At 34.8% G+C, this 14,260-nt stretch carries 7 protein-coding genes; 2 read left to right on the top strand and 5 right to left on the bottom strand.

Translation table 11 applies throughout. The features are described 5' to 3' along the window. Positions 1–34: 34 nt before the first annotated feature. On the bottom strand, positions 35–1,705 hold the full coding sequence (locus AC2A1D_RS12000) for an LVIVD repeat-containing protein (protein ID WP_484043884.1): 1,671 nt from the start codon (positions 1,703–1,705) through the stop codon (positions 35–37). A gap of 389 nt (positions 1,706–2,094) precedes the next feature. Between AC2A1D_RS12000 and AC2A1D_RS11995 the strand changes: the two genes are divergently transcribed. Next, on the top strand, positions 2,095–4,326 hold the full coding sequence (locus tag AC2A1D_RS11995) for a GAF domain-containing protein (protein ID WP_484043883.1): 2,232 nt from the start codon (positions 2,095–2,097) through the stop codon (positions 4,324–4,326). A 6-nt stretch (positions 4,327–4,332) separates the two neighbouring features. Here AC2A1D_RS11995 and AC2A1D_RS11990 read toward each other — a convergent pair whose 3' ends face one another. Continuing rightward, positions 4,333–5,496 (bottom strand): Pycsar system effector family protein, encoded by a 1,164-nt coding sequence (locus tag AC2A1D_RS11990; protein ID WP_484043882.1) that lies wholly within the window; start codon positions 5,494–5,496, stop codon positions 4,333–4,335. A gap of 25 nt (positions 5,497–5,521) precedes the next feature. On the opposite strand from AC2A1D_RS11990, the gene AC2A1D_RS11985 reads away from it, so the two are divergent. Then, positions 5,522–9,241: a metallophosphoesterase gene (locus AC2A1D_RS11985; RefSeq protein ID WP_484043881.1), complete on the top strand. Its 3,720-nt coding sequence runs from the start codon at positions 5,522–5,524 to the stop codon at positions 9,239–9,241. 70 nt (positions 9,242–9,311) lie between these two features. On the opposite strand, the gene AC2A1D_RS11980 is transcribed toward AC2A1D_RS11985, so the two are convergent. From AC2A1D_RS11980 to AC2A1D_RS11970, 3 genes are all read right to left on the bottom strand, one after another. Then, positions 9,312–10,175, bottom strand: a complete 864-nt coding sequence (locus AC2A1D_RS11980; protein WP_484043880.1) for a hypothetical protein — start codon at positions 10,173–10,175, stop codon at positions 9,312–9,314. Between the two features lie 115 nt (positions 10,176–10,290). Further along, positions 10,291–10,524: a hypothetical protein gene (locus AC2A1D_RS11975; protein WP_484043879.1), complete on the bottom strand. Its 234-nt coding sequence runs from the start codon at positions 10,522–10,524 to the stop codon at positions 10,291–10,293. A 4-nt stretch (positions 10,525–10,528) separates the two neighbouring features. Further along, complete coding sequence (locus AC2A1D_RS11970; protein WP_484043878.1) at positions 10,529–14,125, bottom strand: Ig-like domain-containing protein; 3,597 nt, start codon at positions 14,123–14,125, stop codon at positions 10,529–10,531. Between the last annotated feature and the right edge of the window lie 135 nt (positions 14,126–14,260).

Genomic DNA, 14,260 nt, shown 5'->3' with positions numbered 1-14,260 from the left:
AGCAGTCTTTACTATATGATAAAGTTGTATTTGGTTAAAACTTATTGTTCACGTCCGTAAACGTTCCGGTAACAGTTGTGTTTCCATTTCTTGTAAGGGTACCGTTAATGGTAATAGAAGAATTGGTTCCGATGAACTCAATTTTAGATTTGTTGTTCATGGTAAGATTTCCAAAGATGGTTACATTTCCTTGAATTTTCCATGTAGAATTAGCATTCAAGATCATGTGTCCGTACGTTGTAAAGTTACCATTCAGGTTGAATAATGAACCTCCATTTACATTTAGAGAATTCCACGGGTTAGATTGAGATCCTTGATAGAAAGTTCCGTACATATTAAACGTACCGTTGCTGTTGATGTTTACACTTTGCGAAACAGTAAGGGCACCGCACCAAGTAAGGCTTTCGTTTACATTCATTCCTTGTAGGCTCTTTGTTCCTGAATATTCAAGAGTTTGACCAGAGTTTACATTTAACCAATCATTTCCAGTATATTCTGGGTACTGAGAACAGTTCATCCCTCCGTTTGCAGGAGCTACTGTTTTGATAATTTTTAAACCGCCTGTTCCACCTGCAACAAAGATGTATTCACCTTTACTTACTACATAGTTTGAAGAACCTGTTAAACTAAGTGATCCTTTTAAAGCTAAATTTGTAGTTCCCGGTTCGTACACATAAAGACCTGCACCACCATTTGCTACAAATACACGACCTTGGTTTACAGAAACGGCATTACTCATAATATCTGCCTGATCTACACCCACAACAGATGTTGGTACATTAAGCTGCTGTACTAACGCTCCTGATGTAAGATTGTAAACTCCTACTCCATTATATCCTGAAGAAACTAAAAGTTTACCGTCGATAAAATCTATTGTTCTTTTTGCATTTGCAATGTCTGTATTGGTATTGAAAGAAGCAATAAGGTTTAGACCGTTTGCGCTATAAACTTTCACTCCATCAGTTCCGCTTAGCGCAACAATTTTATTATCATTATATCCTAAAGCTCTTAAGTCATTCAAAGGAATAGAAAATTCTACTTGCTGATTGCTCTTATTTAATTGAGCTAAAACCCCTGAAGTACCAGAAACGGCATAGTATTTAGACCCAAAAGATGTAACATCTGTGGCTACTTTACCAGGAATGAATGTTTGCTGAAAAGAAGTTCCAAGCATTCCTCCATTTAAAGCCATACTTCCAACAAAAGCTGGGTTTGCGTTTCCTGAAGCATAAATATCTTTAGAACCTGCGATGTACAATTTACCATCATCATAACGTACAGAGCTTACGTCTGTATTAGGTAAAATTGCCTGCATTACCAATTGTGGAGAGTTTGGATTGCTTACATTAATTACTTCTACCGCACCTAAATACGTTTCACCTTCGGTGTTGTAAGAAACATAGGCGTAATTACCCTCCAAAGCAATGTGTGTCGCACGAAGCGTCTTACCATTGTACGAAGGCGGAGCTACCTCAGCAACAAGTACCAAAGGAAAATTTCCGGCAACATTTGTTTTGCCACCCGAACTAGGTTTCATGTCTAGTACTCCGGCATTATCAAAAAGGATTCTTTTGCTTAGCGCTTTTGCATCGCTGTTTAGAATTAGGCCTTCTTCTTGGCCATTTTGCATCTCCCCATCGTCGTTTCTACACGAAACAACCGTCAACAAAGATGCTAGAACTGCATAGGATAGTATTTTTCTCATAATTCCTCTGTGCTCTTAAATTTAGAACAAGCACTTTTTTTTAAAATTTTTTTTCTTTTTTATTCCTTTTAAAACCTAGGTTTTTTCAAGAAACGGTGCAAAGGTACAACAAGATCTTCACACAATTATGATAATTTTAAAAAATTTTACAAATTTAACATTCATATCTCTTTACAATTGATTTATTTTAGCCAATAAATGAAAACAAATCGATTACACAGCGTTTTTAAACCTTTATTTTTGCTGAATTCAAAATTATTTATATTTAAACTAAATCTATTTTTAAAATCTTCTTTAATTTTCCTACCTTTAGTCTCCAATTTTATTTAGTGTCACAATTTTTGCAGGAAGAGAGCCCGTTTCATGTTTTTTTATCGTTCAAAAAGTATTTGGATGTACTAGAACACATTCGTCATAACGACAGAATTGAATATCGAGTAAACTACGCCGAATCTATTATCGAGCGATTTAAGAAATTCCCTGAACTTATTGAAGGTTCACAAGATTTCAACCTTCTCAGCAAGCACGAAGATTTAATCAGGCTTCTTTTAGCAGACCTCTTCCCTACTGGTCTTACTAATAATGAGATTAAAGCAGCTAGTATACCTTTATCAAATATTACATTTAATTACACCGAAAGGTTTAGAAAAATTTTGGCAGATGCGGGACACAATTTCAACCTTGAGTTTAGAGAAATGTCTACAGATGAAATCTACATCCTTTCTTGCTGCATTATAATACAGGTCTATTTCAGGAAAGATATTAAAATTAATATTCCGTTTTACTACGACATTCCCGACCAAAATGGTGTTATAAAACATTATAAAATAACGGTAAATTCAGATTTTTCAGAAATTACCCCATTGGAAACAACCCACCTTCCAAGCGATAAAGACCTAGAAATTCTTTTAGAAAATATAGATGACATAAGCCTTTGGAAAAAACATTTCCCTCCACATTCGTGGTCTTTGAAAGGGTTTAATATTTTTTCGCTCGTAGACTGTACTACTGAAGTTGCTCTATCTGATCTGAAATCTACCATGATTAAGATTGATCCTGAAAACCCTTTACCCAACGAAAATCTAAAGGAAATTTTCAAATCATATTTTGATGTACCGCAGCTTAATTTTGGATTAATGTTGATGGATCATCAACACCAAAGATTAGAAAAACTACCGGTGTATGAAAATATTTTAACAAGCTATCTTTTAGACTTTTGGATTAATCTGTACGACGGAGAAATGCGGAAGATGGCGTTTCAAAATTTAAAATACAATCCCAAACCAGTTGCAATTTCCGATGTTGATCACTTTGATGAGGAAATAAAAAATTCTCCAAATTTTGAGATTCTTACCAAGAACAACATCAAAAGTTTCATGGTAATCCCCATCATTCATGAAGGCGAGGTTTTAGCTTTAATGGAATTTACTTCCGAGATCGCAGGAAGCTTTAATGGTTTAAAACTGCGAAAACTGGATTCTATGAGCGACATTCTGATTTTTTCTCTCAACCGTTTTAAACACGAAAGAGAAAACCAAATTGAAGCCATTATTCAGCGTGAATACACGAGTATTCATCAATCTGTATTGTGGAAATTCAAAAATGAAGCAGAAAAATATTTCAATGCATCCATTCAGAAAAAACTCTATACACTCAAAGAAATTAGCTTCAAAAATTTAAGTCCGCTTTTTGGAGTTTCAGATATCAGATCTTCTTCAGAAAAACGATTTAATCTTATGTTGGCTGATCTTAACGAGCAAATAGAAACCCTTTGCGACATTTTTTCCGGCACACAAATACAAGACCAAGACAAATATTTATTTGCCTTAGAATTATTTGAAAACGAACTGAACAATGATTTCAAAGCAGATACCGAACAAAGATTTCAACGTTTACTGAACGAGGAAATTCACCCTTTGCTACAGGCTGAGCTAGAGCTGCATTCGGATAAAAATATTAAAGATTATTTCTCCAAAATATATTCTGTAAACAGTCTTTTCTACTCAAACCGAAAAAAATTAGACGAATCTATCACTTTAGTGAACAGAAAGATTGCCGATATTCTAGACGAAAGCCAAATCGAAGCACAGGAAATATACCCTCATTATTTTGAAAGGTTTAAATCTGACGGAGTAGAGCATAATTTATATATTGGTCAAAACCTAAATCCTACGTTACCATACTCTTCTAAAAATCTAAGTAAACTACGTTTTTGGCAGCTGGAAACGATTTGCAAAATAGAACAGGAGTTTAAAAAATTTGGAAAGCAGCTTCCTATAGACTTAGAAATTGCTTCCATGATTTTTGTTTACAACGAACGAATCGATGTACGTTTTCGTATGGACGAAAAAAGGTTTGATGTAGATGGAGCGCACAATTCTTTCTACGAAATCATTAAAAAACGTTTAGAAAAAGCAAAAATTAAAGATTCTAACAAAAGAATAACTTCGCCGGGAAAAATCACCATCGTCTATTTCGGAATGGAAAACCAAAAAGAATATCTTGGGTACATTTCTCGACTTCAGAAAAATCTTATTCTGAAAAACGACGTAGAACTTCTTCGTGTTGAGGATCTACAAGGCGCTTCCGGGCTTTTAGCGATGAGAGTTTCTTTAGCGTAAACGTAATTAAAGCGTAAGAAAAGCGTAAGCAAAAGACAGTACAGAAATAATAATTCCTGCCATAAAAATCTTATACGTTGTAGAAAGCAGTTTGTATTTTCGGTCTAAAACCTTTCCTAAAAAGTACAAATCCTTCACCATCATATCGTAAATGTATTCTCTGTCTTTAATTAAATCTCGCATCGATGTTTGAAAATCATCAAAAAGCATCTGCTCAAAATTTCCAAAGAACAAAAGATTCACTTTTCTATCAGAAACATCTTGCGGTGTAAAACGTGTTTTGGTAACATTCGGTTTTGTAGAAAGAATGGCAAAAATGATCGTTAAAACACTTGAAATTAAAAGCAAAAACGTAGGAATTATTAAATGTGTATTTTTTGGCGTATCCAACTTTGGAACCAAAACCGAAAGACAAACCGAAATAATAATAGCATTTACAGAAAGCAAAATATTGGCTTTGCTGTCTGCAATATCGCTCAATCTTGTATGATTATTCAAAGTAACTCTAAAAAGCGTATCGACACTTCTGTCTGATTTTTCTTCCTTTTTTTCTGGTTTTTCTTTTTTCTTGCCTTCTTCTTTTTCCAACTTCTTTTCTATTTTTTTGATATTTTTTTGCTTTAAAGGCTCCCAAGAAACCTTAGCGTAATCGGTAAAGTATGTATGTTTATTTTTTAGAAAATCCAGATTCATTACATTCCAATCTTCTGTAGAAAAACAAGGACCTCCTGTAAGTTCCCACTCTTTTCTAAGCGCTTCCGCCGTATCATTGTAAAACGGACTCGAGAAATGGCTAAAATCTGCATCTTTCATAATCATCTCCTTTAAATTTTCAGGTTGATGATATTTTTGAGTTGAGAGAATAAGCGCCGTAACTTCCTGAATATAATCTTCAGGATAATTTTCGTTTTTTAAAAACTCTTGCATAATTACAGCTCCCCTTTCCTCATGACCTTCTGCATTGCAATCGGTAAAACCCACGTCGTGAAACCAGAGTGCCAAAACAATTTTTTCTCTTTCTTTTTCAGAAATAGCACTATGTTTGATAATTTCTTCTGCCTTTTGTACAGCAAAAGAAGTGTGAATAAAATTATGGTAAAAGTAAACCGAAGATAACTTATCTTTGAATAAGCTTTCTACGTAGTTTTTAGCTTTATCTAAAATATTCATTGCAGATTTTTCTTAATGTAAATGTATGAATTTATCTTTAACCTCATCTTTAAAAAATAGCCGTCCTTTTTTCGGCATCATTCTATTTTCCCTGCTTTTATACTCTTGTGCCACTTACAAAGTTCACAAGGGAAAAAAGTTGAACGAAGTTTCTTCGGCTCAAATACAAAACAAATCAGATTTTCAGCTTTTTCTTCTAGGTGATGCAGGAAACGCCAATGAAGAACAATCACAACAAACACTTAATCTTTTAAAAAACAAACTTGCAGCAGCAGATTCAAATTCTATGCTCATTTTTTTAGGTGACAACATCTACCCTCTCGGAATGCCAAAAGAAACGGATAAAGATTACCCTTTAGCGAAACAAAAATTGGAAAACCAACTTGCCATTACCCAAAATTTTAAAGGTAAAACATTGGTTATTCCGGGAAATCATGATTGGTATCACGGTGTAGAAGGATTGAAAGCGCAGGAAGATTTCGTTAAAAGTTATTTAAATGATAAAAAATCTTTTCTACCGAAAAATTCTTGCCCCATTGATGCAATAGACCTCACAAAAGATATAAAGCTAATTGTAATAAACTCCGAATGGGCGCTAATTGATTGGGATAAGTATGTAGGGATCAACAAAAATTGCGACATAAAAACTCGGGAAGATTTTTACGATGAATTCCGAGACTTAATCGTAAAAAATCAAAATAAGAGAATAATTGTAGCGTTGCATCACCCAGTTATCAGTTCAGGAGTGCATGCAGGCTTCAACTCTGCAAAGTCGCATCTTTCGGCTTTTAACGGTAAAGTTCCCATTCCTGGTGTTGCAAGTATACTTACTACTTTAAGAAGTGCATCTGGCGCAAGTATGGAAGACATAAGCAATAATCATTACGACGACTTTGCAGGAAGAATACAAAACATTATTCAAGACAATAAAAATGTAATTTTGGTTTCTGGTCATGATCATAATCTTCAGTATCATTCCGAAAAAAACATCAGACAAATCATTAGCGGAGCGGGTTCAAAGACAGATCCAGTTACGATTACTTCAGAATCCGATTTTGCTTATGGAGGGAGCGGTTTTGCAGTTTTAAATTTAAGATCAGACAAAAGTGCAGATGTTGAATTTTTTTCAACAAAAAACAATCAGTCGGAAAGTCTTTCTCATATTCAGGTTCAAAATAAACCTGGAGAATTTGTAAACAACTTTCCTACGACACTTCCATCCAACTTTACGGCTTCTGTGTATGATTCTAAAAAGACTCAGAAAAGCAAATTTTACCGTTGGCTTTGGGGAGATTTGTATAGAGAATATTATGGTATACCTGTACAAGCAGAAGTCGCTAATCTTTCGACTTTAAATGGAGGCTTCACGCCGATTCGAGAAGGTGGCGGAAACCAGTCGAACAGCTTAAGAATTGAAACCGAAGACGGACAAGAATTTGCAATGCGTGGATTAAAGAAAAACGCTATTAGATTTTTGAATAATCAAGGATTTAAGAAAAACAGTTTTTCAGACGATTTAAAAAACAAATTTCCAGAAAGATTTTTACTCGATTTCTACACTACAAGCCACCCTTACACTCCTTTTGCTATCGGGAATTTGTCTGATAAGATAGGGCTTTTTCATAGCGACCCAAAACTTTATTACGTTCCTAAACAAAAACAACTTGGTGATTTCAACAAAACTTACGGCGACGAATTGTACATGATAGAAGAGCGCTTCTCTTCCGATTCTAAAACTTTAGCTTCGCTAGACAACGCTACCGATGTGGTTTCTACACTAGATGTTATAAAAAATTTACAGAAAAACAGCAATTATTCTGTAGATCAGGATTTATATATCAGAGCAAGACTTTTTGATATGCTAATTGGCGACTGGGACAGACACGACGACCAATGGAAATGGGCTGAATACAAAAACGGCAACAACGTAGTCTATAAACCCATCCCAAGAGATCACGACCAGGCTTTTAGTAAGTACGACGGCGCTGCTTTTACGTTTATTATGAATATCCCAATGATTCGCCACATGAAATCTTTTAAAGAAGATCTTAAAAGCGTAAAATGGCTGAATACTGAAGGATACCCTCTAGACCTAATCTTTTTGAGAAGCGCCACAGAAAAACAATGGCACAACCAAGCGAAATTTATCCAAGAACACATTTCGGATGCAGATATTGATAACGCATTCAAAAATTTACCTCAAGAAGTACAAGATGAAACAGTTCTTGATATTCAGCAAAAATTAAAAGAAAGAAAAAAGAAGCTTGATTTGTACGCTACTCAATATGTAATTGCATTATCAGAAAAAGTACCACTTGCCGGAACTGTAAACAAAGATAAATTTGTTGTTTCTAAAGACATGAAAGGTCTTGTAACGGTAAAAATATACGAACTGAATGAGAAAAAAAATTCAGAAAATTTGGTTTTTGAAAAAACATACAACGATAAACTAACCAAAGAAATCTGGATTTACGGTCTTGAAGATGATGATACATATGAAGTTACCGGAAACGCTAAAACCAAAATAAACATTCGATTAATCGGCGGATATAACCATGATGTTTACAAAGTTGCCAACGGAAGCCGTGTGAAAATTTACGATTATAAATCACAAAAAAACACCTACGAAACTAAAGGAACACACAAAAGCATTCGAGATGATTACGAAATTAACACCTACAACTGGAAACATCCAAAATATAATTTCTTTGCGAGATATCCGAACGCTAATTACAACCCGGATGATGGTATTATTCTAGGCTTTGTGGCCAATTATACTGTAAATAATTTCATTAGAGACCCATTCTCTTCACGACATGCGCTTAGTGCAAATCTTTACACAGCAACAGGTGGGTTCAATTTAGGTTATAAAGGAATTTTTAAAAAAGCAATAGCAGGTTGGGATGCACAAATTGATGCACTTTACACCACACCACATTTTGCCAGAACATTTTTCGGACTTGGAAACGAATCTCCGTACAATGCGGATGAAGATGATAAAAACTACAACCGTGTAAGAATTTCGCAGATAAAATTTGCACCTTCAATCTCAAAGAAAAGCTGGCTCAATTTGAAACATCAAGTTCAGCTGACTTTTGAGCATTCTGAAGTACAAAGAAATGAAGACAGAATTGTAGCTGTTTCTAAAGACATCAACCCAGAAGTTTTCAACGGGCAACAGTTTGCGGGAGCCAATTACACTTTCAGTTTCAAAAATACAGATAGTAATTCTTTCCCAACTTTAGGGATGGAACTTGTCTTAAATGCAGGTTGGAAAACCAATTTATCACAGTTTAACCAAAACTTTGTTTCTTACCAAGGAACCTTAAACTTATTCAAAAAAATAGATAAAAACGGAAAATTTGTTTTTGCTAATTCTATGAATGCGATCATTCTGAACAACAATAATTTTGAGTTTTATCAAGCAGCAAGTATTGGTGGAAGATCCGGTTTTAGAGCCTACAGAAATGAAAGATTTTCAGGCAAATCATCCTTCTTGAACAGCGCAGAAATTCGCTGGGATTTTGGGCGCATTAAAAACAATTTTATCCCAACAAACATGGGGGTTTTGGTAGGTTATGACGTGGGAAGAGTGTGGACAGACTACGAAATCTCGAACAAATGGCATCAAGGAGTGGGCGCAGGTTTCTGGCTTGGAGTTTTAGATATGTTCTCTGCGCACCTCGATTATTTTACAGGTTCTGATGGCGGTAGAATTTCTGGCGGTGTAGGAATGAGTTTCTAAAATATTTTACAGAATATTTGTACAAAACAAAACCTTCAAGATTTTTAAAGTCTTGAAGGTTTTTTATTAATTAAAGCGAAAAACTATAGATATTTCCGCCTTCATTTTTATCTTTTTCGTCGGCGATAAGTATTGTTTTGTCATCAATAAAAACCACCGCTTCTTTTTGCGACTCGTGTTTTAAAGATATTTTTTGAATTTTAGCTGAATTAAAATCATCTGCTTTAAACCCAGAAAGAATATGAATATTTTTATGTGTTAAAAGCACAATCTGATTATCCGAATTGAGAGAAGCCGAAGTAATTGCAGCATCGTTGTACCCACCTTCTAACTTTAATTTCCCAACTAATTTCGCTTCGAAATCACCTTCTTTGTTTGGAACTTGAAAAACGAGAAAAGTACCGTCAAAACCTTTGCTTCTGTTTTTTGTGAAGAGATAAAAGTAGCCGTCTTTTTCTACAAAAGCTTCGCAATCGTACAGTAAGTTTGATTTTTTAGGAGGAAATTCGGTTTGACTTTCATAATGAAATTTTGTAGTCTGAACTACTTTCGTAGATTTTTGTGCGCTGTTTTTTAAATCTAATTTAATGATAGAAAGATTTTGTCTGTCATTGTCGTTATTGCCAAAATCACCGATGTAAAAATTGCCGGCTTTATCTTTTGTAATATCTTCCCAGTCGTTATTTTCAGCGTTTTCAACCAAAACATCTGCAATCAGATTTCCTTGTCTGTCTAAACCATAGACCATATTTTTATTACCCGAATCTTCAATCGCCCAAATCGTTTTTTGATCTTGCGAAAGTGCAATTCCAGAGACTTCTTTTAGCTTTTTCGGAAGCGAAAATTCAGTTTTCAATTCGTTAGTTATCGCCTTTTCTTGGTTTTTGGGACTGCAACTAAATATGAAAATTGCAAGAATATAAGTAAGTTTCATAGGTTTTCTTTAAGGTTTAAACTTTAAGAGAATATGGTCTATCAAATGTATTTCTTTTTTCAGCATAAAAAAAGCCTTCAAAGAAAACTTTGAAGGCTTGATATTGAATCTAAGATTATTCTGAAATATGTTTCTTTTTTCCGTAGAAAGCAGCTAAACCAACAGCAGCCAAAACCAAAATTGGAATGTACTGATCAATTGGAGCTGGATCTCCCGGACCGGCAGGAAAATCACCTGCAAGACTTGCATCTTCTGTAGTCTCTACCTCGTCGTACACATATCGATTGCTTTCATTTGAAAATGCAAAAGTGGATAAAAGTAATGTACCTATGATGAATAATTTTTTCATTGTCTTAATAAGTTATTTTTTTTGTGTATTCTTTACCTGCAGATTTTGCTTTAATAATGTAAAAGCCTTTTGCATCTACATGAATTTTCACCAATTGAGAAGAAGCATTGATTTCCTGAACTTTTCTACCTGCAGCGTCAAAAATTTCAATTTTTTCAATGTTTTTAGTATTTCTCGCGTAGAAATCGTCGCCTTGTCTGTACACTTCGAAACCACCTTTTTGAGCTTCAGAAGTAGAAAGTGTTCCTAGTTGATAAACAATCTCGAATCTATCGGCAACTTCACCTGCGTTTGCTGTAAAATTATATGATGTGTTTTGAAGATTGGTATACGTACCTAAAAGCATATCGTGCAAATAAATTGCCTGTCCGTTATTGAAAATTCCTTCTTTTTGAGTTAAAGAAATAGTGAAATTTCCTGTTTCAAAATGTTTTGCTCCCACCGGAACAACATCTGAAGTATTGAAACTTCCCTTCCCTTGAATAATCAATTTTTCAGAACCTGCAAAAGTGTAAAATGCATCAGAACCTGTTCCTAAAGCTTTAGAATCGTATGCATCAAAAGCATTTGAAGCACCATTTACATACGCCACAACAAAAGTGTTATTTGTGTTGTAAGAAGAGCTTAATTTCACCCAATATTTTCCTTCCAAAGAAGAATTGTTTTTATTGAAGAAAGAACCTGCCTCGCTTGTTCTCATGGCATTTGTGAAACTTAGAGAAGTATCTGAAGGATTTGTAGCTTGTACAAAGAAACCTTGCGCTACTTTAGCAACATTACCTGTAGGATTTACCAAAACATTTGGTGCAGGTGCCCAAACTTGTGTATTCGGATTGTAAGTTGCGTATCCAACGTTGGTTGTTGTATTTCCAGCTTGAGTAGTTACAGGATCACTATTGCTATCCCAGAAATAGAATGTGCTTCCAACTTTCGTTGAGTTTGCATTGTAAAAATCAACCAAATTCAAGTCTGAAGGATAAGGATTTCCTACAAGATTATAACCAAAACTTGAGGTGTTTAATGTATATGTTAAATTATCATTATTAGGAGTTCCTACAAAAGATACCGCAGCATTGGCCATCGGATTTTTAATAGAATATCCTTTCCCCACAACAGAAGTTGTACCTGCATTCACAAAATAATTTGTTGCAGTATTGTATTCAGTAATAAATTGTGGTGTCGTTGCTCCAAAAATCGTTGTTAAATTTTGGTTCGCTACCGGCGAAGCCCAGAATGCATATTTGTTTGCTGCACTTGCTCCAGTTTTGTTTACGGTAAATGTACCACTGTAAGTTAAAGTAGAACCTGATCTTTGGATAAGGTTACCTCCGTTTTCTACTATAACATTTTCTCCTGTGATGGTATTACCAGAGGTAATTTCTAAAACTGCCCCATTTTGGATTGTGATATTTCTTGCCGTAAATATCGGCTGAGTTGTTGTTGAATAGTTTCCTGCAATGATGGCATCTTTACCCGTAGGCAAACCATTTGACCAAGAAGAACCGTTCCAAGTAGTAACAGCAATTCTTTTATATAAATTTACTTCAGGAGCAACTGTAGAAGATGTATAGGCCTTAAAACCTGGCGTTCCTAATTGTGAATTATATTTCAATAATCTAGTAGCATCGCTCGCATTTGAAACTGAAAAATATCCTCCAGATTGATATGAAATATTCCATTTTTGCTGATTATTAGTAACTGATGCAACAGTAGATAAGTTTGTACTACTAACGTAATTTAAATAATTAGAACTATTAATATTCTTAATTGTATACGAACCATTAACATTAAGAATATTCCATACAGAAGTCGTCGCAGGATTAACAACAATATTATTTACAGCATTTAAACCGACTGTCACACTAGCACCACTTGTGATCAAGTTGGTTGCCATAACTTGGTCATTTGCATCGGCAATAATATAATCTCCATCCGTTAAAGATGCTAAACTTGAAATTTTTTCAAACCTTCCAACGCCTGAATAAATTGGAGAAATCACAATATTTCCTGAAGTAATTGTTGAAAAACTTCCTGAAGTTGCAGAAAGTGTATACGTATCTGCAGTATCAAACTTCACATCACTGAAAGTTGCAATACCATTGGTAAAACTCACGTTTGTTGTAGAACCAGACATTACACCTGAACCACTTGCTTTTGTCACAGTAACTGTTCCTAAATAGCCTGTATCAACAGTATTAGAAGCTGTTCTAGCTTCAATTGTAAAAGAAGCCAAATTAGAATTAGCAGTTCCATTTGAAGGAACATTTACAAATGCAATTTGTGTTGCAGGTGTCAATGTCGAAAAACTCTGCTCAGTACCATAAACATAATTTCCATTAGCATCTTTCACATACGCCTTATAATAATAAGTCGTAGCACTAGACAAAGAACCTAAATCGTAAGAATATGTTCCTGTTGCCACCGAAGAGCCTACTGCGATAGGCGCTCCATAAGTATTACTTGCTGTTCCGTATACAAAACCTTTCTCTGTAGAAGCAGGACAAGTACCTACCGTCGTAACATTTCCGTTAAGAGTTACTCCTGTGTAAGCAATTGATGTTGCAGCAGATGTTGTTACAACTCCTGTTACAGAAGAAAGACCAGTACCATTAATACTATATGTTGGAGAATTACTTCCTGACGTTGTACTACTTACCGTAATTGTCGAAGATTGTGTTCCTGTTGAAGTAGGGGTAAATGTACTTGTAAAAGTTGCAGTTCCACCTGCAGCAATAGTAGGAGAAGATAAAGCAGAAAGCACAAATTGAGAATTACTAGATGAAACACTTACTCCAGTTGCATCGATTGTGCCGTTATTAGTTATTGTGTACGTTACGGGTGTATTCGCTGTATTTAAACATGAAGAACCGTTTGATGCTGATCCTGAAATGGAAAGATTAGGATTAGACGAAGAAACAGTTCCTTTTACTGCAATATCATCTACACACCAAAATTCTTGATAAGCATTATTTACCGCAACAATTTTGATATAAAGAGTTGCCCAAGAATCTGGAATATTAATAATTATTTTTGAAAAAGCATTAGCTCCTGTCTTTGTTTCACCACTACCTGAAGTTGATGAGTATGACTGTACTGCTTGCGTTCCTGCATTTGTTGTAATAACACCTGTACCACTCATACCCCATCTAATATTACTATTTGCTCCTGTCGCATTAATCAAAACATCAGGTGTCGAAGAAAACGTTGTTGTTTCAGACACATATACTTCTAATTTATCAACAGTGGTATCAATACCGTTTCCTGTTGTAGTTGAAATTGAAGAATTCCAAAGCTCAACAAATTTAGACGAATATCCAGAAACAGATATTGCATTTGTAATTAAAGTCGATGTATAAGTTGCAGAACCAGAAGCACCACCTTGCCCAGACTGAAAAGATTTTAAACCTGTCTTTATTCTTTCTGCAGGAGTTCCTGAATTAGTTGTCGATGAAGACCAAGTTCCCGCGCTACTTAATGAGATTGTAGAACCAGAATCTTCTGCGCCATTAAAAGCAATCGTAGTTTGCCCCCATCCCCACACAGAGAAAAGAGCCATCAAAAACGCTAAAGCCGTTTTTGAGAATAGTAAATTTCTTTTCATAAAATTCTATCTTAATAGAATGCAAAAATATATTTTTTTACAATACAAAATTGTTCTAAAAATTACATTTACATTAATTAATCATCAAATATTTAGAAAAGATTAGCATAATATATTAAAATTAACCACTGTTAC

Source organism: Chryseobacterium sp. HNCC26DJ239, assembly GCF_057180445.1.
Note: the sequence above shows the minus strand (reverse complement) of the source record. Positions and strands in the feature narration are given on the sequence as shown.

What these genes read in the sequence shown, in the direction of transcription:
- AC2A1D_RS12000 (WP_484043884.1), bottom strand. Translation starts at nt 1,705, where the DNA reads ATGAGAAAAATACTATCCTATGCAGTTCTAGCATCTTTGTTGACGGTT.
- AC2A1D_RS11990 (WP_484043882.1), bottom strand. Translation starts at nt 5,496, where the DNA reads ATGAATATTTTAGATAAAGCTAAAAACTACGTAGAAAGCTTATTCAAA.
- AC2A1D_RS11985 (WP_484043881.1), top strand. Translation starts at nt 5,522, where the DNA reads ATGAATTTATCTTTAACCTCATCTTTAAAAAATAGCCGTCCTTTTTTC.
- AC2A1D_RS11980 (WP_484043880.1), bottom strand. Translation starts at nt 10,175, where the DNA reads ATGAAACTTACTTATATTCTTGCAATTTTCATATTTAGTTGCAGTCCC.
- AC2A1D_RS11975 (WP_484043879.1), bottom strand. Translation starts at nt 10,524, where the DNA reads ATGAAAAAATTATTCATCATAGGTACATTACTTTTATCCACTTTTGCA.
- AC2A1D_RS11970 (WP_484043878.1), bottom strand. Translation starts at nt 14,125, where the DNA reads ATGAAAAGAAATTTACTATTCTCAAAAACGGCTTTAGCGTTTTTGATG.